The organism is Pseudomonas sp. GX19020, from assembly GCF_023371075.1.
Classification (GTDB): domain Bacteria; phylum Pseudomonadota; class Alphaproteobacteria; order Rhodobacterales; family Rhodobacteraceae; genus Pseudogemmobacter.
In genome coordinates, this window is sequence record NZ_JAMCCR010000019.1 from 38,521 (window position 1) to 60,610 (window position 22,090).

Sequence of the window (22,090 nt, forward strand, 5' to 3'; positions counted from 1 at the left end):
GACGGATGGCGTTACTCGCCGGGGTTCTTGTAGCCTCCCCGGAAATCAGCCGCGCCGAGGCCGAAGTCGTGTTCGACGGTCATCGAGAAGCCCTGGGTGCCGAACGGCTCTTCCGTGCGGACGCGCGGCGCTTCGGCACCCTCCAGGAAGCCATGGACCCAGCAAGGCGCCCGCTCAGACAGCAGATACCATTCCTTGCCCGTGATCTCGGAGGCAACGACGGGCTTCATGCGGCCCGAGAACGGGTTCACTGCATCCGCTGCGGTCGGAGTGATCTGGGCGAGGATCATCTCGGCCGCCGTTTCCTGATCCGGGCCGACCAGCAGGATCGACGGCGACAGGTTCAGGGTCTGTTTGTCGATCGACTTCTGCTTGCGCATCGCCGCGCGGCCAGCGGAGAGCGACGTGGTATTGATCGCGGCACCGGCTGCCGCAAGGTTGCCATGGGTTGCATCAAAGATCGGCGCGCCATCCGAGAGTTCTGCGCGAAGGGCGAATTTGTAGAAGGTCCGCTCTTCGAAATGGACGATGCTCTCACCATAGCTCGACAGCACCTCATCGATGGCGCCGAGTTCATCGTTGACCAGCATCTGACGGCTGATGGTCAGACCACGAGCATAGCTGCCCAGCAGTGCAACCTCTGACCCCTCGCCGAAGGTCCCCCATTTGATCTCGCCTGTTTCGCCGACAGGCAGCAGGGTCGGGAAATCACCGGCGCGGATCAGCGGCATCGGCCGGAAGTCGCGGAAGTTCTTCTTCTTCGAGATCAGCCGATAGGTGGGCTCGTAATCGCTGTAGCGGTCGAGCAGCACCTTGTTCAGCGCGTTCTGGAAGATGGCCGGAAAGTCGGATGTCGAATGCGAGGCGTCCATGAACACCTGCATCTTGTCGCCAGTATTGCGGATCCGGCCATTATAGCCGATCGACATCGCCGCAATCTCGACCAGCGACATATCCATGAACTGGCGCGCGCCGGCTGAGACCTGCGGTGCGCGGGTGATCTGGCCCGAGATCGCCTCGGATATCATCTTACGGCGCGTGTCGCGTTCATCGCGCAAAATGCGCGCGCGGCTGAGACCCTGGCGGGGCTTCGTCATCGTGGTATCCCCATATTTGGCTTTGAACTCTTTGGTCGCCTGCGCCACAGTCAGCCCGCGCTTGACCCAGGACATGGCGATATCGGCGCCGACCTTGCGCGATGCCGCGAAACGGAAGATGGCCGAGGCGTTCGGGTTGTCCTCATCCTCTTCCGAGCCTTCCCCCCCTTCGGCGGTCGTATCGTCGTCATCCTCGCTGCCGGTGGTCTCATCATCCTCGGTCGAGGTGGTTTCCTCCTCTTCTTCTGAGGTCAGGTCTTCATCCAGGTCCGCCGTGGTTTCGTCGTCCTGATCTTCCATGCGGGTCTTGCCGGGCATGATTGTTCCTTTCGGGTTGGATTTAGAGGCTCTCTCCCCGGAGAGGGCGGCCAGAACAGCTTCCCTCTTCGGCTTCTTCTTCAGCATCCCGCCGATGGCGCGCAGGCCTGCGGAGGCTTTGGGATAGAGGCGGTAGTCGAACAGCGCCGCCGCGACGGCCTCTGTCGCGTCATCAGCCTCTGTCGCGAACCCGGCCTCGACCGCCGCCGCGCCGTCATAATAGGTCTCGGCCTTCATGATCGCGCGGGCGTCCTCGACGCTGATCCCGGCGCGGGCGGCGTAGACCGCTGCATAGGCGGTGGCGATCACGCCGAGCGCCTTTGCTTCCTGAAGGTGATCCTCTTCGGTGCCGCGCCCCTCGACAAAGCAGCGGGCCGGATCGTGGATCATCATGATAGCGCCAAGCGGCATGACGATCCGGTCGCCGGCCATCGCGATCAGCGATGCGGCCGAAGCGGCGATACCATCGATGATGATGGTGACCTCGCCGTCGTAATTCTTCAGGGCATTGTGGATCGCCTGGCCTTCATGCGCGATGCCGCCGCCGGAATTCAGGTGGACCGTCAGGGGCCCTGACAGCCCCATAAGGGCCTCCCGGACGGATTTGATGGTAAAGCATTCCTCATCCCAGAAGGACTGCCCCACCGTGCCGGTGAGGAAGATTTCATTCATTGCGATATTCCTTGTCGGTTTCGGTGAAGCTCGAGCTCTGGCGCGAGACATCGGCGCGCGGGTCGCTGTCGAATGGCAGGCCGAGGCGGTCAGCGATTTCCTTGTCCTGCAGCTGCTCTTCGATCAGGCGCTCCGGATCCACGCCAAGCGTGCGGATGACACCTTGCCGCGACATGAAGCCCGAACGCACCGCCTCGCGCAGCGCCTGAAACTCGCGTGCAGGATCGACGATGACCTGATGCGGCGGAACCCAAATGAACCGGGCGGCACCCGGGATTTCAAAGAACTCCGGCACCTCGGCCTCTGCCCAGGCCTCAATGATCCAGCGCCCGAGCGGGTTGAGCATTTGCGGCACCAGCATGAGCCACTGCCAGCGCGAGATATTGCGCGACATCTCCAGGCGGCCGATGCGGGCAGAACTGAAGTTCACCCCGGAAAGATCGCCGGTCAGCGCCTCATAGGTCAGCCCCACCCCCATGGCGGCAGCGCGATAAACGCTCTTTTGGAATTCTGACCAGTCCCCGACCTGAGGCGGGTCAGCAATCGTGATCTCTTCGCCCACGCCCACCTGCATGATCGCCCCAGGCTGCATCGTGCCGCCGAGCTCAGGGCGCTCTTTCCCGTTCATATCCATGTGGTGGAAGGCGACGAAACAGGCCGCGATCTTCTGGCGCATCAGATGCGCATTTTCCGCATCGTCAGCGTTCAGCAGCTTCTCTGCGATCTTGGTCAGCCAGCTGATACCACGCGTCTGGCCGGGGCGGTCGAGGCGAAAGACGTGCAGAATATCGGCAGCATCGACCCGCTCGGTCTGCATCGGGTTGCGGCCCGGCCGCCACTCGCCGCCCGGGTGCTGCATATAGAGCCAATAGGCGACCCGATCCCCGTTGCTGTCGTATTCGATGCCTTCGCGCACCTCATTGCCGTCGGGCGTGACGCCGTAGCGGCTTTCGTCGATATAGTCCGGCTCGAGGATCTCGATCTCGAGGGGGATGGTCTGGGCTTTGTCGAGGCGGCGGTGGCGGCGGATCAGAACCTCGCCGGAATCGACAATCGTGTTCATGGCGAGCGCCTGCAGGCCATAGAGGTTCAGAAGGCCGTTGCGGTCGATATCGACGCTGTCGCAATGCTGCTCGATCACCTCCAGCGAGCGCGCCTTCAGGCGTTTGGCGACCGTGGCAGGCACGGCGCTGGAAAGGTGAAGCTTCGGCAGGATGCCGTCACCCACCACATGGCCCGCAATCACATCCTGAATCCGCGAGGCCATCGGGGTGTTACGGATCATGTCGCGCGCATAGAACGAAATCTTGCGCCGGTCGCGCGAGGCGAGGTCCGCGTCTGCCCCGCTGGCGCGGATGCCCTCATTACGATGCCCGAGGCGCGAGGCCCGGTAATGCATCGCCACCGTGCGGTCACGCTCGCGCGCAGCCGCCATCCGAGGCGAGAACGCCTCGATCACACGATCCAGAATGTTCAAGGTTCAGCCCCTGGAAAAAGTGGGCAGGTAGAAGCCCGAGCGGCGGCGGGAGGAGGGATTGACCTCCTCCTCGATCATGGCGGCGGTGCGCTGCATCTCATCGAGGCTGCGGAAGTTGTATTTCTCGCCCGCCACTTCGACCGAGGTGACGCCCTTCGCGATCATCCCTTTGATATGGGCCAGATCAGCAGCGGTGTATTTGCTCAAAGCCATTTACTCCGGTTTGGGATCCAGCCGCCCCGACCGGGCGCACTGCGGATGGGGTCAACCCGCCTGCCAGATGGCGGATCGGGTCTCTCGACAGGTTCAGCCTCTGACCGCGACGAAGCCTTCGGTAAAATGACATGGGGGTTTTTCTCGCCCCAGATGGCCCAATAGGGCGCGACGTCCCAATTGATCCGCTCGCACCCCTTGATGATGTGCAGCGCGCGGGCCTGAACAAGGTGATCGAGAGCCTCATTGCGGACCATGCCGGCCCGCTTTTCCCAGCCCCCGAGCCCCCGGATCTCGGCAGTCAGCTCGATGAGCACGTCATCCGGGATCCATTCTGCGAGCTCGCAAAGGTTCACCCCGCCCTCGGTATTGTGCAGCGAGGCGGAAACCGCGTCCTTCAGGCGATCCGTCGCCATGTGCAGGATCTCGATATCTTTGGCCGCGCGGCGGCGCTTTGCCCCTTGGCTCACCCGCTCCGGGGCTTTCAGCCAAACCCGGTCTGTCGCCTTCTGCCCGGTCAGCCCACCCTCGCCACGGGTCAGAAACCACAGGTGGCCCTCACCGGCATTGCGGCGCCCGCGATAGAAGCGATAGGCGTTTTCCGTGGTCGAGCCACCGCCATGCATATCGACCGCAATGGCAAGCGCCCGCATCTCGCCGCCCGTGCCGAGAACCGGCCAGGATCGAGTGGACAGAGCTTCCAGAACCGCCCAATCGCCCGCGACCTCAAAGGGGCGCAAAGCCCGATCATCTTCACCCGGCGGGGTGAAGAGATCGAAGCGATCAATCAGTGCGTGCCGCCCGTCCTTGCCCCAGGCGACGACACCAACCGGGAAGCGAGTTGACTGCACATCGACCTGCACCGTGATGTAGCGCGTCCAGTCCGGCGCGATCCCCTTCGGCGTCGTGTTGCCCTGCGCCTTGTCCTTCAGGCCCTGCAGGGTCAGCATCACCGCATCATTCGCCGAGCGCGGCTTATAGGGCTGCGCCTGACCGGTATTCATCGCCGTTTTCAGCTTTTCCTCATCGCCGGTCGCCTCAAAGGCGCGAATGGCGTTCTCATACTGCTCGACCAGCTCTGACCACGTCGAAAACGCCGCTGCCGCCCCATCAAGCCAGTAGCTCAGCATATCCGTGCGGCGCACCCTGCCGCTGTCGATCGGTACCAGCAGAGGCTGGCCGGTTTCTGGATCCAGCTCGCTGCTTTCGTGAAGCCAGCGCCCGGCTGCGTTCAGCGCCGCCTTATGCTCATGCCCGATCAAAGCGCCGCAATGCGGGCATTGCATCCGCGCTTTGGCAGCCGCTTCGGCGGGATCGAGGCCCTTGGGATAATCCAGCCGGGCAAAGGTCGGCTCAAACTCATCCGCGCAATGTGGGCAGGACCAGTACCAGCGCCCGCGCGTCCCTTGCGGATAGAGCGCCAGCACCCCGTATTCGACCGGCGGCGCGGCATGCGGTGTTTCCGGGCGCCAGTTCTCATCCGTCAGCGGCGCGCCCGGGCTGCTCTCGACCACCACCATGCCGCGCGACATGAAGGTTCGCGTCCGCGCGCGCATCATCGAATGCGCGTCACCTTCACCGCCAATAGACTTTGGGAAGTGATCATAATCCGTGCCCAGCACCAGGCGGATGGTGGCAGAGCTGAGCTTTGTGACCGTGGGCCAGTCCAGCGTCAGGTGGGTGCCGCCGACAAACAGCTTCTGAAAGATGGTATCCGAGCCACGCCCCTTGGCGACCCTGTCGCGCAAGGCGGGAGAATTGTTGATCATCGGTGCGAGCTTCTCGCGCTCGAACAGCGCCGCCGAATCCCGCGTCATCTGGAACAGCGCCACCCGACCCGGGTTTGCCGCAATCGCATAGGCCGAGGCCGATTGGAGCATCTGTGTTTTGCCCGACTGCGACGGCCCACAGAAGGCGAGGCTGCGATACTCGCGCGAGGCGATCATATCGGTCGGCTCGACCATGTAGGGCGTCACATCGCGGCGAAACGGCAGCCATTGCCCTGCCACGTTGACCCGCATGTATTTCTCAGCCGCAGCGGTGACCGTAATCTCCTCAGCCGGGCGCAGCGCAGGCAATGCCTGGCGCAATGCTTCCCGGGGATCGGCATAAGGCGGCAACGGCTCGAAGCCGTGATCCATGATCGACATTTCAGGACCTCAGCTGGTTGCAACCTCGGCGCCAAGCACCTCACCGGCATCGAGGTCAGGCAGATGTTCAGCCGCGATACGAACCGCCAAGGCGTCGAGGACATCGCGCCCGACCCGGATGGCTGCTGTCACCTGCTCGGGGCGCAGCTGCAATTCCCGCTCCAAGCGATCCGGCATGGCCTCGATGCCATCGCGGATGATCGACAGCATGCCCTCCATCAGCTCGCGCACATCATCGATCGGTGCCAGCTGGCGGCGTTCGCGCTGCGCCTTGTTCCAGACCAGATCGGCCTCGGCCATTTCCCGGCGCTGCTTGGGTGACATCTGCGCATTGGGATCGTCAAGCTTCAGGCCGAGCAACTCAGCCTGCATCGCTGCCGCCTGTGCCTTGTTATGCGCCGTCCGCTCATCGCGTAGAGCATCGCGCCAGCGCATCCAGGCATAGCAATGCGAAAGGCGGAGGATGTAGGGCTGGCCGTTTCGCCCCGGGCGCGCCACTGGCATATCTTCCCGGATCCACTTGGCGATGGTGTTGACGGACTGGCTCAGAGCGGAGGCCAGTTCCTCCTGGTTCATATCGGCATCCGCCACCCCGGTAGGCAGCGGAAACCGGTCAAGCATCTCGCGCAATTCGTCGCTCAGATCCACCGGGATCAGCGCGACATCTATGTCGTTCCTTTCCATGGCAAACCCCAACAACAACCCATTCTCACGAACAGGAAAGATAAAAAAATCCGCGAAGATCGGGGTGCGAATTACCCGCGTGAGGATCTTGCCCCGGAAGGACCCGCCCCGATCACCGGGCGGTCGAGAGGGCCTTTGCCAGCGCATCGGCGAAGTTGACCCCGATCCGCTGCGCGAAGATCGCCTCTACGCCCTCTTTGAACCCGAGACGCTTCTGATACTGCGGCACCTTGTCCGAGAACTTCAGCACCCGAACCGGAATGTCACCCTTGGCCTTGCGGCGATACACACCCGGAGCAAGGCCATGCTTCGGCACGAAGTACGTCGCCCGGGTCTTTGACCGCTTCCGCGACTTGTCGGTCGTATTGGTGGATGCTTCGCGCTGCGCACCCAGACCGGACAGCAGCTGGTTGCGCTCACCGCTAGACCAGTTCCCGTATCGGTCAAGCCGTGCCGCCTCGAAGGGCGAGCCTGTCGCCGGGATCACCGACTGGATCACACCAGACCATGCCGCCTTGAGCGACAGCAACTTTTCCAGCCCGGTTTGTTCCCGAGGCCCGCCGGCCTCCTGGACTTTCAGATAATGCCTGCGGCCCTGCATCGACTTCTCGGCAACGGTCGCCTCGGCATTGGTCTTTGTCGCGGCGGGCCGAAGCTCGAAGGCGTTCTTCGTGAACGGCGTCGGGCGGTCAAAGACCACCTCCATCCGCTCTTTGATATGCGAGATCACCTCGCGGGCCGTCTTGTTCACCGCCACCGCAGCGGCGAACGGGACTTGCTTCTGTCCGACACCGGACAGGTTGCGGATCAGATCATCGACCGACCCGCGCTCGAGACGGAAATCCATAATCTCCTGCGCCCCCCCTTGAGATAAAATCCAGAGCGATGCGATAGTCTCGTCATTATAAACTCAGGAGAACCGAATTGTTTTTCACCCACATCGCAGGTTTTTTTGCTGCCATCTCACTTTTGATCGGCGTTCTCTTTACCGGGTATTCCCTCGCTCAGCCCGGCGCGTTGCTTGAGAAGGTATGGAATGCGGGCGCGGGAGTTAGTCTTATCCTCGCCGCTTGCATCATTGGCACGCTGGTTGAAATCAGCCTGTCAGTCAGTGTGAAGAGAAAACCTTGACAATAAGAAACGCCCGAGAGGCGGTGGCCTCCGGGCGCTCTTGTAGATCATGGCGCTGAAGCTACATCCGGCGGACTTAAGAGGTCAAGCCTCTAATTGCACCCGCTTCGACATTCTTTCCAGCGCGCCGCAGAGGGCGTCCTGCGCCCATGCTCGCGTCTCACCCTTCTCTGACCACCCGCAGGCCCTCAGCACCTCGCCAATGGTCTTGTCTTGCAGGCAGACGCGATCAACCAGATCCAGCACCGTGAGCGGAACGCGGCGGCGCTTGCCCTGCCTGCGTACCTCCAGCGCCCATCCGTCGCCAGCAGCGCGGCGCATCGCGTCGATGGTTGCGCCTTCATCAAGGATCAGATCCATCACACCATCGCCGCCACCGCCTGACCGGCCGCCCATCATCGTCTCAAAGGAGCGCCCCTTGAGGCCGACGCAGGAGTGACGCTCGACCAGCGCAGCATAGGTGCGGGCCGTCAGCTTGTGGAAGGGCAGGAATGGGTCAACACCGCCGGCGCGACGCGACTGGTCTGCCATCCGGTCGAAGGCATCCGAGGCGCGGCCCGCATCCCGCCCGAGCCATCCGGCGTGCACCTCATGGCGCCCGTCATCCATGAGAACGGGCTGCTTAGGCTGGAACGCCACCACCGGGCCGCGAGCTGGCGCGACCGGCATATCCTCACCACAACTGGCCGGAGGAACCGCACGGGAGCGCAGCGCCCTCAGGCGGGCGATTTCGGTCGAGCCGGGCAGGGCGATCCGAAGCATTGCCGCCACGCTTTGCAGCGCACTGGCCTGCCGCGCCAGACCTTCTTTCACCAGCCCATCAACGGCCATCTCTAAACCGATATCCATATTTAGTGCCTCATTTCCCATTTTTTCTAAACCTAGTTTTTCGTTGAGTTGATCAGGGAGGACAGGGAGAAAGTGAGATTGTCAGGGAGGAAGTGGAACCATGCCTAAATTCAGCATTATGATTAGAAATCAGTGAGTTGATGGAAGGGCAGGGAGGTGAGGGAGGACAGGGAGCAGATACCCAACACACCTAACTTCACACCCATCTTCATCACCCCAGACCCCGCAGTTTATGGCCTCGCATATACGCAGCGCGGAAACTGCTCCCTATCCTCCCTGACCTCCCTAAGAACTCGCCAACCGTCTGCTTTCGTTGGAAATCCCCCGCACCCCGTCTTTGGAACGTTGCTCCCTGACAGGGTCGTTATCTTCCCTATCGCCCCTGATGCTGCCGAAATGGGGTGCGGGGAAAAGGGTCAATAGTCCTGGCCAGCGCCTACAGGGCGGCCCTCCGTATCCTTCGGACAGTCCTTGAAGCGCGGCCCGAAATCGTCATCGAAGCGGATCCCGACATATGTCGGCACGCCCGAGGACTTCACCACGCCGAAGCCGAGGCCATCTCTTGGGCTCTTCCACTTGCGGTCGACCTTCTCCCGCAATCGCATCTGGACGCGCTTATCGCCCCATTTGGTTTCGCCCCGACGCGCCATCCAGTAGTGAAACGCCATGGTCAGCTCGCGTGAGGGAATGCGGTTTTTGTCGTCACCTGTGCAGAAGCAGCAGCTGCTCAGGAACGAACCCACCGGGTCGCTGTCATCCCGGTATTCTTCGGTCGCATTGCGCACCGCGTCAGGTTCCTGAAGGCCGCCCTCGAGGTAATCAAGCAAGCCCTGGACCAGCCATTTCAGGATTCCGTCGCGCTCTTCCCAGAGCTTGTCGAGAAGCGTATCATCACGCTCACGCTCGGGGATCTGCACTTCCCACGGCACCAGCTTGATCCGCCGCCAGATCCCGTCATCTGTCGATCGAATGTCTGGCTTATGGTTCCCTGACATCGTCAGCTTGAAATACGGGTAAAGACGGAAGAACGCCCCGTAGTTCGGCCGCACCATGATGGGTTCACCTGACGTGATCGACTTGACCAGGCTGTCTTGCAGCGGTTCTCCCTCACGCGGCTCGCCAGCCCGGGCAAGCCGGGCCCCGACCAGATAGACAAGATCGGGCGTGGCCTGTGCGCCAGACTGACTGTTTTTGCCCGTCAGGGTTTCGATGCGGATCTCTGCGGCATACTCGCCCATGATTTTGGCGATCAGCTCGATCAGGACAGATTTCCCATTTGCGCCGGCACCATACCAGAACATGAGCGCTTGGACGGAAAGTCCGCTGATCGAGAGACCAAGCCAGCGCTGGAGATAGCCACGCATTTCTGCGGCCGGCTGAACCCGATTAAGGAATGCCATGAATTTTGGGCAATCCGTTCTAGGGCTGAAAGGCCGCTCTGGATTATAGCTCGCCATGATCACCTTCGAGATCTTGTCATCCTGGCTATGAGGATCGAGCCGCACAGTCGCGACTTTCGACATACCTGCATCCGGATCGGAAACGATCTCAAACCGGAGCGTCCCAGAAAGACAGTTCACTGCCATAGCGTCCGAATCCAGTTCGGTATGGGTCAACGAGATGTGCGGCGCCGCCTCTTTCAGGGCCGCATCGATGCGGCTGGTATTGCCGGCCGTGCGGGCGAAGTTTCGATGAGCCTTGCGCTTGTCGCCCAGCACTTTCTTGATGCTGTTGATAGCGCCCAGTTTCTTATCGATATCGGCCATCTTTGAGCGGGTCTCTTCGGAAGGCTTGCCATCATCGTCCAGGGTCTCGGAAAGCGCCTTCAGTTCCTCGCGCAGATCCCGCTCCCGTCCGATTGCTTCCATTTGCCAATCCTCGAGCGTCAGCCATGGGATCTCTTTCGCGATCCTTTCGCCCAGCTGCTGTGCAAGATAGCGGACCCTGATATTGTGCTGATCGAGCTGAAAATGCGTCCCGCTCCAGACATGCCAGCCCAATGTCGGAACCCACCGCACCATGTCGCCAAAATACCGAACGAACCGCTGGCCGTTGCCATGGTCATTGAGCGGCAGTTCGGCGCATTCCTTTTCTGGCGGCGGGGCAGATTCATCATCAGGGGGGTGCGGGGGATCTGTTGCCCGATCATCATAGCCGAGATCTTCATCGCCGATCGGGGCATCATGATCATGCTCAGAGGGCACTTCCAACCCCTCGGGCATGTCGACATCCTCGGCTTGGCTCATCACTTCGCGAACCCGCGCGAGACCCGGTTTAAGCTCCTGGCTCATGCCATCCACTCCCTGACCGCGCTTTCAAGGGCGCGGATACTATCCTCGTAGTGCCCGGCCCAAGGGCCGGGAGTTTTCTCATCGTAGGTACTGCCGCCTCTGCCGTTCGGCTTTCGGGACCAAAGGCGGCGGTAAAATCGGAGCTTTTTGACCAAATCGTCGCCCTTGAACGTTTGATCCCAGCCGCCCGTGCACATGGTTGCCGTGCCGGCGGCGCGATCGATGCTGACGGTGGTTTTCCCGAGCATGCTGTCAGCAGGCTATGCTCTCGACAGACAGGACATCGTGAAGGGTGAAGCCGGAAGGCATGACCGCATCCATGGAAACCGTACCGAATTGCGAAAACACCCGGTAATGGGCTTTGCGCCCAATCTTGACCGCTTCGGCAGGGGTGGCGGCCTCTCCGGTCAGGAGGGCAATCATCGCCTCGCTGGCAATATCATCGCGGCTGTCGTTGGCGGGTATCAGCGCCCAGATCTGCTTATAGAGGGTATTACGAAGCGCAAGATTTTGCGGAATCTGCGGCGACCTGACTTGATATCTGGCGATGCTGGCCCGTGCGGTCTTCCGCTTTTCCTCAGCCTTACGCCGGGCAGCGATCACCTTTATCAGCCCTGCTTCGGTGGAAATTCTCTTGTGGTAGTATTGCCGGTGATATTGCCTCAACCTCTCCAGCTTCTCGGGATTTGACCGCACCGCTTCTCGCAGATGAAATGCCCTTATCCGCCTCACTTCATTTTGCCGCTTCAATCTTTCCGGGTCCCGGGCGCGGTTCACCCTGTTCCTTTCAAGCAGCTTCGCCCAGTCGTCGGGGTTGTAATCTACTTTCGTCTTCCGCTTCGCCATGTCAGGAAACCTCCCCGTCAGCCGACGCAGGCGGTGGGGTGAGACGGTTCCAAAGGCGGACGACATCAATGGCGGAATCGAGATCCTCGCCCGAAAGAACCACATTGTCAGGCGTCATCCCTGCGAAAACGCCACCATTGCTGATCGTGGCCAGATCACGGTCGCGCAACCACCGATAACGCGCAGCATCGCGAGACAGAGATTCAAGATCCACCCCGGCTTTGACCGGCGCGGGGGTGGCGGGATGGCCGACCTTCATCAGCGGAGCACGGTCAAAGCCATCTTCGTCGTCGGGATTCCAGCATTCCCGGCAAACCCAAGCCTCGCCGTCAAAGGCCAGATCTTCGGTGCGGTGAAGGCATTCCTCCTCACCAGACTGCCGGCAGGTCTCGCATGCAGCCCAGAGTTCCGGCGCGGTCACCGCCCCTTCCTCCCCCTGTGCCTGAGGGGCGGGGAGAGAGGCGCACACCGCAGACTGAATGCACACCACAAGGTCATTCGGGATCGGGGTTCCGTCGATCTTTCGCACCCACTTTGCGTTGTGCGGCTTTTCTGCCCAGGCGTCGTATCCGGCTTGCACCGCATCGCGCGTCCTGCTGATCAGGTCGCCCTCGGGCGCGTCATCAGAAGCGAAGCAAGAGATGAGATTACGTGCGACGTGATGAGCCTCCTCGATGGTTAGATGCAGTGCATCGTGGTGATAGTCGCCCTCGGGCGTGGGGGGGGGCGTGATATCACTCGACATGATCGATGCCTCCTTCCTGGAGCAAATCATTAAGATCCCGCCCAGGCGGGCAGGCGACGATGCAGGCCCGCAATCCGGGGATCTTCGCCATGGCGCGCCTGGCACCAGCCTGAAGCTTGGCGCGGGTATCGCGCGGATCGCTGTCGCCATCCTCGATCAGGATCAGCTCACGCACCCAGGGCGGCGGAATGAACGCTTCAGCATCTGCGAGATCCGGCAGGCCCGCATATTTCAGGCCTTTGCCGCTCTGCCGCCGACCGGAAATGTTGCCGAGGTCGATCCCGGCCCAGAAAGCAGCTTCCGGCCACATGCCGGCGCACATCGCGGTTAGCGTGGTCTCGATCCCTTCGCCCATCACCAGCTGGTGCCAGTCATGGTCAGGCGTATGCAGGCGGATCGCGGCGCCGCGCTTGGATCCACGCATTTTCTTGCGCGGCAGATCAGCGTCTGTTTCCGGGTCGCGCAGCGCAATCTTCCCCTGAGGCGAGGCGGGGTCGAACCAGGTGCGATGGCAGCCGATGCCCCGCCCACTGGGCTGCTGGACAACCGCAAGCATTGCCGGGCCCCGATGCACTTCCCGAAAGCCTCGCTCTGCGCGCACCATATAGGGCAGGGCGGGGTGATAGCGCAGCACCGCAGGGATTTCGGGCAGAAGATCTGCGGTGATCCCACGGGCATCAAGGTAGCCGCGCAGGGCGGAATGGTCATTTTTTGCGACCTCGCGCCACAAAGCGCCGGCGGCCTTTATCTCTCGCTGGCGTTCCCGATCGGCACGATCCTCATTCCGCCGGCGGTTCTCATCGCTGGCCTTGCGGCGCGCATTGCGCTCAATCTCTGAAATTTCCGCCTCAGGGCCGATCAGCCAGTCAATGGCTGCAGGCATGCTGCAATCGCGCACGAACCTGACAAGGCTGATCACATCGCCCCGGCCCTCACACCGCCGGCAGTTGAACACGCCATCGCGCTGATTGATCGAAAAGCGATCACGCCCGCCGCATTTCGGGCAGGGGCCGACGGATTCCATGCCGTGGCGCGGCGGCCAGGGCAGCAAGCCGCAGATCTCCAGCTGTTGCGCAATATCGCCAATGTCTTTGGCCTTGGCTTCGGCCAGCCGGTCATCACGATCACGGGTCATGGCTCACCCGCATAGATATGAAGCGGAATGTTGCGGTTCAGCGCCCAGACGGCGGTGGCCCAGACCTCGGGGCAGACCGACCAGCCGGGAATATCCGGCACAACCACCATGCGGCTGACCGCCAGCATGGGGATGGCCCAATCCTGCCAGACGTGCGGATCGAGGGCAGGGGGCGGCTCATCGACCAGTGGCGAGGCAATGCACATCCCCGCCCGCATCTGAACCGGACAGACGGCCGAGACGCCCAACTGCATCAGGCGAAGGATCTCGCGGGCGGCCAGCAAAGCGATGCGCTCAGAAAGCGCCGGTTTCCATTCAGCCTGCCGCCCGCGCACGGCCAGAGGATAAGGCGCAGCAAGATAGATCTGGCCAGACGCATATTGCGCCACCCGGGCGGGCGCCGTGTCGGTTTCGACCAATGCGGACCAGCGGCCCTTGGGCATCATCACCGCGCCCCAGTCGATCCGGCCGACCGAAAGCGCGGCCCGTGCAATGGCAGGCAGGGTCATCAGCCAGCACCGCCCTTGCGCTTAAATTTGACGAATTCGCGCAGAACCCTGACAAAGGTCGCCATCCCGTCGATCTGGATCTGCCCGCGATCATCCCGGATCATGGCGGTCAGTTGGCGATGGCGATCGACCACAGCCTTGGTATCAACGCCCAGATCCAGTGCAATCTCAGGGGACTTTTCACCCCTGCCGAATGCTTCGATCATATCGAGATCCAGCTCGATATCCCAACCACGCGGAAAACTGAGCCGCGAAAGAAAGACCCAGATCTGCCGCCCCAACTCGTTAAGCCCGGGCGGCGCTTCGGCGGAAGGGAGGGATGCGCTCCCCAGCCGCCCACCCCCTTCCGCCTGCACAGGATCATGCTCCGCGAGACGATCCCGCTGCAGTCCTCCCTGATCTCCGCCCAGGATCTCGATATCTGCACCGCCAGCCACCAGCGCAGATGGGGCGGGCGCGACTTCATCGGTCGCAGCCTCGCCGGGGTCCTGTGCGCCCTGTCCCTCAGACGGCGCGGGCTGGCCCGGTTGTTTCGTTTCCTGCGGCGCCTTGGCCGCCTTGCGCTTGATCGATTCCAGGAACAGGCCAACCGTCTGGACCCGACGCGAAAGCTTCATTGCGATAAGGCTGTTGCTCTCGCCCAGACCATGCAGGCGCAGGATTTCGCGACGCTCAGCGTCATCCAGTGACCCTATGCGCAAGGTAACGGGCGGCAAAGGTGCAGCAGATGCATTCGGTTGCGCTTTTGCCAGCGGTGCCGGCGCAGAGAAGACCTCGGCCGCGACAGGCAGCACGGCTTCAGGCTCAATCTCAACATCAGCGCCCTTGTCCTGATCGATCAGGAGCAGGTCGCAGTTCAGTCCGGCGACGGGCCGGGTGCGAATGATGGTCCCCTCAGTTCCGAGGCTGATCTCTGGCTCGAAATCGCCTTCTGCCAATACTTCCGCCGCCGTGGCGACGGTTCCGAGCTCGCTCTGCAGGGTCCGCAATTCACCCTGAAGGCGATGTAGTTCTTCGCGGGAAAGATTATTCAAATCCATTTGAGCCTCCATGGCGGGTGCAAGTTTCCCCGTGGCGCGAACGCCTTCACCCTTGCGGGCGCGCCACGGGGCGGGCGGATCACGGCTGGCAGGCCGGGGATGGATCAGAGGCCGATGGTGACGGCTATAAGGCTGGCGAAAGCGAGGCAGAGGAGGGCAACCGCCAGCAGGAACAGCCGCCGCGCGTGCGAGAGAAGCGCCATAGCACGGGCTTCCAGCTTCAAAGCACGGTCGAGGTGAAGTGCATTACTCATGATCGAATTCCTCCGGCCACCAGCGCATCGCCTGCATGACCTTGTCGCCGGTCGGGCAAGAGAACCCATCAAACCAGTTGCAGGCGGTCTGAAAGGTGACATCGAACATCACCGCGCAGCGTTCGCGGGTGCCGCATTGCCGCGCCATCAGCCCCGCCCAGAACACCGCCATATCGTGACGGGTGAAGGCGATCACCGGCGGCACCTGATTGCGCCGCCGCGCTTCCAGGCTGCGCCCCCGATTGCAACCGCGGCGCCGGTCAAATCCATTGGTATGGGACATTTGACTGACGCGTGGGGCAGGGTGAGCTTGCGGAACCGCTGCCAGGCGGCGAACACTGGTCATGATTTTGACCCTCGAATACTACGGAAAACGGGAGTTAAGGCGATAAATCGATCATCAACCGGCCGAACTTCAATCCCATCACCGCCAGTCAGCTGCTCTTTAAGGCCCCGATCAGGCTCTGAAACCTTGACGCAACGGGCTCCAAGCAGCGGGACAAAGTCAGGCGTTGTCATGGGCGGGATCCTTGGGTTGGGACATAGTGAGCGGAGCTGGCCTCTTTGGCGGGTTCTGCTCGATCCACGCGCTAAGCAGCTGGTCTTCCTCGCCCAACTTTACGAGACGCGCTTTGATGCGGTCGTAAAGCCGAGGATTGCCAACCGCCCGAGAGCAAACCGTCGACGGCTGCAGCCCGGTTTCGCTACAGTAAGCGTCGATCTTGGCGATGAAATCGTGCGGGTCCATGCTCTATGGATTTGCCAAATGACAAACAGTTGTCAAGTGGCAAATGGCAATTTGCCAAACGGCAACGCAAAATTGTAGATTGCGAGACATGGAACTCAGCCCATTTGCGCAAAGACTGAAGGTGCTTATGGAGGAGCGGGGCATTGATTTGCGCGCTCTGGCCGAGGCAACACATACTCCCTACCACAGGATTTATCCGTGGTTTCGGCGGCCCAAGTCTAAGCCCAGAAGCGACGACATCGTAAAAATCAGCGCCTATTTTAATGTGTCGCCACGCTTTCTCTTAGAAGGTGGCGAGCGTGATGATCTTGATCACAGGGCACAAGTCATTGCTCGCGTTCAGGATCTAGATCCAGTTCTTCTAGGCAAGCTTGAAGCGTACATAGACGGTCTTCTTGCGACGGCCCAGCCGAAGCCACACGACTGAGGGTCTGCCTCAGTCGCTCGAATTTACCCGGAGATAGCCGGAGTATTTTCTGTGCAATGCGTTCCCTCATTTCTTCTCCACCCATCCTGAAAATAGGCAAATGCTTCGCGCTCCGGTGGTCGCGAATGGGGCGTGATCCCGGCAAAGCTTAGTTAACATCCCGTGATTCGTCGCCGAACCATCGCAGGGAATTTGTCATTTGGCAATTTTATAGCTTGACGATTGCCAAATGACAAACAATTATCCCTCCATCGAAACCCCGATGGAGGCCCCGCACCATGGCGGATACGGACCATAGCAATCACGCTGCAGCACCGCCACGTGCGTCTTGCGAGACCGATACGCTCGCGATGCGCATGTGCGTCCGGATGATGTATGACAGCCCTGACACCATTCCTGAAATCGCTGCACCGCTTTCAGTCGCGGAAGCAGAGCGCTTTGCTCAGTCTCAGGCAGGATTGGGCGGCGGCCTTGGTAGCCCGAACATCGACCTGTGCTGGCATCGCTTCTCCCTGACCACAACACCTGAGCAAAAGCTCAGCTATCAGCGCCTGATCACGGCTCTGGCTGTTTCTCGCGGTATGGAGCGGCATATCGAGGGCGCTAGGATCTGCGCTGAAAACGCTGCGCGCGAACAGGCTGAACGTGAGCAGCTCGCCGAGGAGAAGGCTTTGGATCGCTGGCGAGATCCAAAGCTCGCAACCTGATCAACGCTGCAGCTTGGCCAGCGCGGATTTGATTTCGCCGATGTCCTCCTGAATCCCTCTGACGCTTTGCCAAAGAAGGTCGGTTTCACGCTTCACTTGCAGCAGCGTAATCGGTGCTTCGCCAATCGGACGCGAGGTCGGTTCGGCTCCTTCTAAAGCCGCAATATTGTTCTCAATCTCAGCCAATCGCGTTTCGAGACTACCACTCATTTCCCGCGTTTTCCTTTGTTTTGCGTGGGGAATCGCGGGGGCGGCGATCCAACACACTGCCCCCGCATCTGACCTTCCGGCTTTCACCAAAAACCGCAACCCCGATGGAGACCCGCGCCATGCGCACCGATCCACTTTCTGAAGCCCGTGCGACCGTGCTGGATCCGCAGCGGGTAAACCTTCACCCGGCACTGATGGCGAACGCATGGGCGATGCTGAAATCCGCCCGCGGTCAGCCGATCCAGCGCCCCGAGCTGCTGCTGCCAGCGCATGTCATCACCACCCATCCGGGCAGCACCTTCGAAGAGATCGGCCAAGCCTGCCAGCGCGTCGCGATCAAGGTGCGCGGCATGGTCGCCGCCCGCGCCCAGGGCGGCGCGGTATGATCCGCGTCGGTGTTACCGAGATCGCGCTGCTGACCCTGATCTGCGCCGGCGCCGTAGTGATTGCCCGCGCCAGTTTGAACACGGCCCTGATCCTCAGCATCGGGCCGTAACCGAATCCGCGTCTCCGACCATGGGGCGCGGACAGGCCCGCCGGGAGCCTTAGCGAAATGGTCTCGCGCCAACTGAAATCCCGGCAACTGCCCACCTCGTGACTTCCCCGGGCGCGCCCTGTCCCGCCGCCCGGGGCTTTTTCATAAAGGAATCCCGATGGCAAAACCCAGAAAAGCAGATGCCGCCGCCGCGCCCGTCGCTGATATCGTGGCGATGGTCCCGCTGGCAGATCTCTATGTTCATACCCTCAACGCCCGCAGTGAGCCGCCCGCCGCCGATATCGAGGCGCTGGCCGACAGCATCGCCGAGCTTGGGCTGCTTCAGAACCTCGCTGGCTTCAGCGATCCGGAAACCCCGGACGCCATCGGTGTCGTCGCCGGCGGGCGCCGTCTTCGCGCCCTGATCCGGCTGAGCGAGCGCGACAGCCGTCGCCTGTCAGAGACCCGCGTTCCCGTTCGCCTGACCGACTGCGAAGAAACCGCGCGCCTATGGGCCAGCGCGGAAAATTCCGCGCGCGAGGCCCTCCACCCGGCAGATGAGGTCCGGGCCTATGGTCGCATGGCGGCAACCGGCGCAGATCCCGATCGCATCGCCAAAGCCTTTGCAGTGACCGTGCGCCACGTGCGCCAGCGCCTGCGGCTGGCGCAGCTGCCTGATCCGGCGCTGAATGCCCTGCGCGCTGGCGAGATCACCCTCGATCAGGCCGGTGCCCTCACCAGCGCACGCGATGATGATGCGCTGCTGGCAGAGCTGTCCAAGGTGCAAGGTCAAGCCGGCAACACTTACTGGGGTGGCGCCGATGCGATCCGCAACCGGCTGGCAAACGCATCTGTCAGTCTCTCTGACCGTCGCGCGGCTTTTATCGGGCTGGAATATTACCGCCTTGAGGGCGGCCGGGTGCAAGAAGATCTCTTCAGCAGCGCCATACGCTTGCTGGATGAAGATATCGTGCAGCGCCTGTTTGAAGAAAAGCTCACAAACTGCGCGGCGGCCGAGATGGCCAGTGGCTGGAAGTGGGTCGAGGTCTGCCTTGACGAATGGGCTGGATACAAACTTTCCGAAAAGATGGAGCGTATCAGTCGGGTGCCGATGGATCTGCCCCAGGCAGATCGCGACGAGATGGAGACCCTATCGGATAAGTCTGAAGAGGGCGAACTGACGTCCGTCGAGCTGGATCGCTTTGAAGAGCTGGAACACCGCGCCGCCGGCGAATATCGGGATGAGGATATCGCGACATCCGGGCTCTGGCTCTATGTTGATCGCCACGGTGAACTCAGCAGGCATGGCCCGTTCCGCCGCCCGGAGGACGATCCGAACCGGGAGGAAGTGTCAGGCGAGGCCGACGAGGTCACCGTTGCAAAATCCGAATCTGCCGCGCTGTCCAATGCCGTTGTAGAGGATCTGAAACGGATCAGGCTGGCAGCGCTCCAACTCGCCGTGTCGCATGATCCATCACTGACCTGGGATCTGATGGCATGGCAGATGTCCGCCGTACTCAAGCCTTATGCACCAGCTCTCGGCCTGAGCATCACCCGGCAGACCATTGTCCCGGAAAAGATCGAGGGGTTTGAGCCTCCCGCCAGTCTGACCGATGACGATAAGGCATCGTATACGGACCAGGTTTCACCTGACCTGGAAGCTTTCCGCATCTGGCGCAACAGGTCCGAGGTCGAAAAGGGCCGGATCGTCGCGCTGGCGACCGCGCGGGCGATCATCGACGGACCAACCTATCTGCCCTTGCTCGCCCAGCTGACACGACCCGATGTGCGCCGCATCTGGACACCCACGGCAGCCGGCTTCTTCTCACGCCTGCCTGTTGCCCGCCTTGATGCGATCTGGCTTGAACTCATGCCCGATACGCTGGAGCCGAACCACGCTAAATTTCGCGCCGAGAAGAAAGGCGAAAAAGCGCAGCTGCTGCACAAGCTTTTCAACAGCGCAGACTTTCGCGAGGCGATCGGCACGTCGCGCGAGATCAATGAGGCCATCGACACCTGGCTGCCCCCGGAGCTGCAATGGCCAGCGGTCGATCCCGAAATCGCGCAGGAGGCTGCAGAATGAACAATCGCATCCCGACACCGCGCCGCCACGGGAAAACTTTCGCGGATGTCGTTGCTGACGCTCGCGCCGCCAGCCCGTTCGGTCGTTTTGACAGCGCCTCGCGCGAAGGCCTCATCCGGCGCGGGATTGCGATGGGTCTGCGCCGGGCAGCTGCTGCATCGGTGGTCGATGAATCCGACCGCCGGGCGCGGCACCCGATCACAAGAGGGATCGAGTGATGGCAGAACGCCCCACATTGGACCAGATTCTCGCCGCCGCTTTGGCGCGGGCATCCCTCGGCGTATCTGCGCCGGGAAAGGGTGGGCGTCAGAATGGCTGATCCAACCCTGCATGGAAACGGATACGCCTGTCCCGCCTGCGAAATGCGGCGCGAGGTCGAGGATAAGACCCAGATCCTGCGCCCGAAAGTCCCCTGCAATGTCTGCGCCGGCCTCGGGCGGCTGGGCTATACCGAAGCCGAAATTGTCGCTCGCACGGTCGAGGAGGCCCGGCGCGTCTACTGGCCGGAGTTTGAAAAGAGGATCTCGGAGGTGTGTCATGGCTAAGCGCCAGACCTATACAGAGGCCGAAGTGCGCCGCTTTATCAAAGCGGGCCGCGCTGAAGACCCCAACGCAGTGGTGGAAATCGAGACAGACAAGGGTATCGTCAGATTCCGATCGGAAGATCCCCGACCCCCGGAAAACCCGTTCGATGCATGGAAGGCGAAGCGCAATGAGGGTAACGCTAAAGGGCATTAATCGGAACAGCAAGAAGCTGGCCGATGGCTCGCGTGTGACCTACTATTATGCATGGAAGGGCGGGCCATCTCTGCCGGGGAAGCCCGGCGACCCAGAATTTCTTGCCGCCTATAACGAAGCCCATAAGCAGAAAGCTAAGGCGCCTGACGGCAGCATTCAGGCTATCCTGACAAGCTACCAGGACGCGCCGGTCTTCCTCGATCTGGCAGAACGCACCCGAAAGGACTACGCGAAGCACATCCGACTGATCGAGACGGAATATGCTGACTTTCCCCTGGAGGCTTTGACTGACCGGCGGACCCGCGCGGAATTTCTCGGTTGGCGTGACAAGATGGCAATCAGGTCGAGGCGGCAGGCCGACTATGTTTTCGCAACATTTGCCCGCATTCTGGCATGGGCATTTGACCGTGGCCTGACACTTGCGAATCCCTGCGAAAAGCCAGGGAAGCTCTACCGCAGCGGCAGAGCGGAAATCATCTGGACCCAGGCTGACGAAGCGGCATTAAAAGATGTCGCTCCGGACAGAATCTGGCTGGCCTATATGCTGGCGGTCTGGACCGGACAGCGGCAAGGCGATCTGCTGAAGCTCACCTGGGGAGCCTATAACGGCAGCCATATCAGGTTGAAGCAAAGCAAGACGGGCCGCCGGGTGGTCATTCCGGTCGCCGGGCCATTGAAGACGCTGCTGGATACCACGTCGAAGCGTGCGGTGACGATCCTGACGACAGTCACCGGCACTGCATGGACCAGCATGGGGTTTAGCGCGAGCTGGCGAAAGGTGGTGGCTAAGGCCGGCATCACGGACCTTACATTCCACGATCTGCGGGGAACGGCAGTCACGCGCCTTGCTGTCGCTGGATGCACTGTAACTGAGATCGCCACCATCACAGGGCACAGCCTCAAGGACGTGACCACTATCCTTGATGCGCATTACCTGAGCAGGGATTCGGGCCTCGCGGAATCGGCGATTAGAAAGCTCGAAGCGCACGAAGCCGGAACAAAAACTCCCAACTGACCTCCCAACTGGTCGCTGCTTGTCTGGCAGCGCATCGGCTAAGTCATTGAAAGGAAATGGCAGGGGCAGCAGGGTTCGAACCCGCGACCTACGGTTTTGGAGACCGTCGCTCTACCAGCTGAGCTATACCCCTGTGGTGCGGTTTCATTAGGTTTTCCGCCAGTCGGCGTCAAGCGGTTATCATTCGTGTTTTCCGTTTCTTGCTCTGGTGCCGTTCTTTCCGGAGCCGCGCGCCCGGGGCCGATACTATGCGCGAACCGGAGGCCATGGGCCCCG

25 protein-coding genes and 1 tRNA gene are annotated in these 22,090 nt (G+C 61.5%); 9 read left to right on the forward strand and 17 right to left on the reverse strand.

What is annotated here, in order from left to right:
- Positions 1 to 11: 11 nt before the first annotated feature.
- The 6 genes from M3484_RS20835 to M3484_RS20860 all read right to left on the reverse strand — a co-directional run bounded on the left by M3484_RS20835 (position 12) and on the right by M3484_RS20860 (position 7,458).
- Positions 12 to 2,087 (reverse strand): head maturation protease, ClpP-related, encoded by a 2,076-nt coding sequence (locus M3484_RS20835; protein ID WP_249499076.1) that lies wholly within the window; start codon positions 2,085 to 2,087, stop codon positions 12 to 14.
- Positions 2,080 to 3,564 (reverse strand): phage portal protein, encoded by a 1,485-nt coding sequence (locus tag M3484_RS20840; RefSeq protein WP_249499077.1) that lies wholly within the window; start codon positions 3,562 to 3,564, stop codon positions 2,080 to 2,082. The genes M3484_RS20835 and M3484_RS20840 overlap by 8 nt, the downstream gene beginning before the upstream one ends.
- A gap of 3 nt (positions 3,565 to 3,567) precedes the next feature.
- Positions 3,568 to 3,771: a phage head-tail joining protein gene (locus M3484_RS20845; protein WP_249499078.1), complete on the reverse strand. Its 204-nt coding sequence runs from the start codon at positions 3,769 to 3,771 to the stop codon at positions 3,568 to 3,570.
- Entirely contained in the window at positions 3,768 to 5,927 is a 2,160-nt protein-coding gene (locus M3484_RS20850) for a phage terminase large subunit family protein (RefSeq protein ID WP_249499079.1), read from the reverse strand. The genes M3484_RS20845 and M3484_RS20850 overlap by 4 nt, the downstream gene beginning before the upstream one ends.
- A gap of 9 nt (positions 5,928 to 5,936) precedes the next feature.
- Positions 5,937 to 6,611 carry a DUF1441 family protein gene (locus M3484_RS20855; protein ID WP_249499080.1) on the reverse strand — a complete coding sequence of 225 codons (675 nt, stop codon included), beginning with the start codon at positions 6,609 to 6,611 and terminating at the stop codon, positions 5,937 to 5,939.
- Between the two features lie 112 nt (positions 6,612 to 6,723).
- Positions 6,724 to 7,458 (reverse strand): hypothetical protein, encoded by a 735-nt coding sequence (locus M3484_RS20860; protein ID WP_249499081.1) that lies wholly within the window; start codon positions 7,456 to 7,458, stop codon positions 6,724 to 6,726.
- A 77-nt stretch (positions 7,459 to 7,535) separates the two neighbouring features.
- Here M3484_RS20860 and M3484_RS20865 point away from each other — a divergent pair, with 77 nt between their 5' ends.
- On the forward strand, positions 7,536 to 7,742 hold the full coding sequence (locus tag M3484_RS20865; protein ID WP_249499082.1) for a hypothetical protein: 207 nt from the start codon (positions 7,536 to 7,538) through the stop codon (positions 7,740 to 7,742).
- Positions 7,743 to 7,826: 84 nt separating this feature from the next.
- On the opposite strand, the gene M3484_RS20870 is transcribed toward M3484_RS20865, so the two are convergent.
- The 9 genes from M3484_RS20870 to M3484_RS20910 form a co-directional block, all read right to left on the reverse strand.
- Complete coding sequence (locus tag M3484_RS20870) at positions 7,827 to 8,591, reverse strand: hypothetical protein (RefSeq protein WP_249499083.1); 765 nt, start codon at positions 8,589 to 8,591, stop codon at positions 7,827 to 7,829.
- A 416-nt stretch (positions 8,592 to 9,007) separates the two neighbouring features.
- Positions 9,008 to 10,882 carry a DNA primase family protein gene (locus M3484_RS20875; protein WP_249499084.1) on the reverse strand — a complete coding sequence of 625 codons (1,875 nt, stop codon included), beginning with the start codon at positions 10,880 to 10,882 and terminating at the stop codon, positions 9,008 to 9,010.
- Between the two features lie 252 nt (positions 10,883 to 11,134).
- Positions 11,135 to 11,728, reverse strand: coding sequence for a hypothetical protein (locus M3484_RS20880; RefSeq protein WP_249499085.1), 594 nt, complete (start codon positions 11,726 to 11,728; stop codon positions 11,135 to 11,137).
- Between the two features lies 1 nt (position 11,729).
- Positions 11,730 to 12,473 (reverse strand): hypothetical protein, encoded by a 744-nt coding sequence (locus tag M3484_RS20885; RefSeq protein ID WP_249499086.1) that lies wholly within the window; start codon positions 12,471 to 12,473, stop codon positions 11,730 to 11,732.
- Positions 12,463 to 13,608, reverse strand: coding sequence for a DUF7146 domain-containing protein (locus M3484_RS20890; RefSeq protein ID WP_249499087.1), 1,146 nt, complete (start codon positions 13,606 to 13,608; stop codon positions 12,463 to 12,465). The genes M3484_RS20885 and M3484_RS20890 overlap by 11 nt, the downstream gene beginning before the upstream one ends.
- Positions 13,605 to 14,117: a DUF1937 family protein gene (locus M3484_RS20895; RefSeq protein WP_249499088.1), complete on the reverse strand. Its 513-nt coding sequence runs from the start codon at positions 14,115 to 14,117 to the stop codon at positions 13,605 to 13,607. The genes M3484_RS20890 and M3484_RS20895 overlap by 4 nt, the downstream gene beginning before the upstream one ends.
- Positions 14,117 to 15,157, reverse strand: a complete 1,041-nt coding sequence (locus M3484_RS20900; RefSeq protein ID WP_249499089.1) for a hypothetical protein — start codon at positions 15,155 to 15,157, stop codon at positions 14,117 to 14,119. Before M3484_RS20900 ends, M3484_RS20895 begins: the two co-directional genes overlap by 1 nt.
- Before the next feature lie 104 nt (positions 15,158 to 15,261).
- On the reverse strand, positions 15,262 to 15,411 hold the full coding sequence (locus M3484_RS20905) for a hypothetical protein (protein ID WP_249499090.1): 150 nt from the start codon (positions 15,409 to 15,411) through the stop codon (positions 15,262 to 15,264).
- Positions 15,404 to 15,694 carry a hypothetical protein gene (locus M3484_RS20910; RefSeq protein ID WP_249499091.1) on the reverse strand — a complete coding sequence of 97 codons (291 nt, stop codon included), beginning with the start codon at positions 15,692 to 15,694 and terminating at the stop codon, positions 15,404 to 15,406. The genes M3484_RS20905 and M3484_RS20910 overlap by 8 nt, the downstream gene beginning before the upstream one ends.
- 553 nt (positions 15,695 to 16,247) lie before the next feature.
- Between M3484_RS20910 and M3484_RS20915 the strand changes: the two genes are divergently transcribed.
- Positions 16,248 to 16,586, forward strand: coding sequence for a helix-turn-helix domain-containing protein (locus M3484_RS20915; protein ID WP_249499092.1), 339 nt, complete (start codon positions 16,248 to 16,250; stop codon positions 16,584 to 16,586).
- 278 nt (positions 16,587 to 16,864) lie between these two features.
- Positions 16,865 to 17,293 carry a hypothetical protein gene (locus M3484_RS20920; RefSeq protein ID WP_249499093.1) on the forward strand — a complete coding sequence of 143 codons (429 nt, stop codon included), beginning with the start codon at positions 16,865 to 16,867 and terminating at the stop codon, positions 17,291 to 17,293.
- Here the strand turns inward: M3484_RS20920 and M3484_RS20925 are convergent, their stop codons facing one another.
- On the reverse strand, positions 17,294 to 17,503 hold the full coding sequence (locus M3484_RS20925) for a hypothetical protein (RefSeq protein ID WP_249499094.1): 210 nt from the start codon (positions 17,501 to 17,503) through the stop codon (positions 17,294 to 17,296).
- 119 nt (positions 17,504 to 17,622) lie between these two features.
- On the opposite strand from M3484_RS20925, the gene M3484_RS20930 reads away from it, so the two are divergent.
- From M3484_RS20930 to M3484_RS20955, 6 genes are all read left to right on the forward strand, one after another.
- Entirely contained in the window at positions 17,623 to 17,889 is a 267-nt protein-coding gene (locus tag M3484_RS20930; protein WP_249499095.1) for a hypothetical protein, read from the forward strand.
- 267 nt (positions 17,890 to 18,156) lie between these two features.
- The gene (locus M3484_RS20935) at positions 18,157 to 20,061 is read left to right on the forward strand and encodes a ParB/RepB/Spo0J family partition protein (RefSeq protein ID WP_249499096.1); all 1,905 of its coding nucleotides are present in this window, start codon (positions 18,157 to 18,159) and stop codon (positions 20,059 to 20,061) included.
- Entirely contained in the window at positions 20,058 to 20,279 is a 222-nt protein-coding gene (locus tag M3484_RS20940) for a hypothetical protein (protein WP_249499097.1), read from the forward strand. Before M3484_RS20935 ends, M3484_RS20940 begins: the two co-directional genes overlap by 4 nt.
- A gap of 93 nt (positions 20,280 to 20,372) precedes the next feature.
- Positions 20,373 to 20,606: a hypothetical protein gene (locus M3484_RS20945; protein WP_249499098.1), complete on the forward strand. Its 234-nt coding sequence runs from the start codon at positions 20,373 to 20,375 to the stop codon at positions 20,604 to 20,606.
- Positions 20,599 to 20,799 carry a hypothetical protein gene (locus tag M3484_RS20950; RefSeq protein WP_249499099.1) on the forward strand — a complete coding sequence of 67 codons (201 nt, stop codon included), beginning with the start codon at positions 20,599 to 20,601 and terminating at the stop codon, positions 20,797 to 20,799. The genes M3484_RS20945 and M3484_RS20950 overlap by 8 nt, the downstream gene beginning before the upstream one ends.
- Entirely contained in the window at positions 20,774 to 21,814 is a 1,041-nt protein-coding gene (locus M3484_RS20955) for a tyrosine-type recombinase/integrase (protein ID WP_249499100.1), read from the forward strand. Before M3484_RS20950 ends, M3484_RS20955 begins: the two co-directional genes overlap by 26 nt.
- A 57-nt stretch (positions 21,815 to 21,871) precedes the next feature.
- Here the strand turns inward: M3484_RS20955 and M3484_RS20960 are convergent.
- Positions 21,872 to 21,947, reverse strand: a tRNA-Trp gene (locus M3484_RS20960).
- Between the last annotated feature and the right edge of the window lie 143 nt (positions 21,948 to 22,090).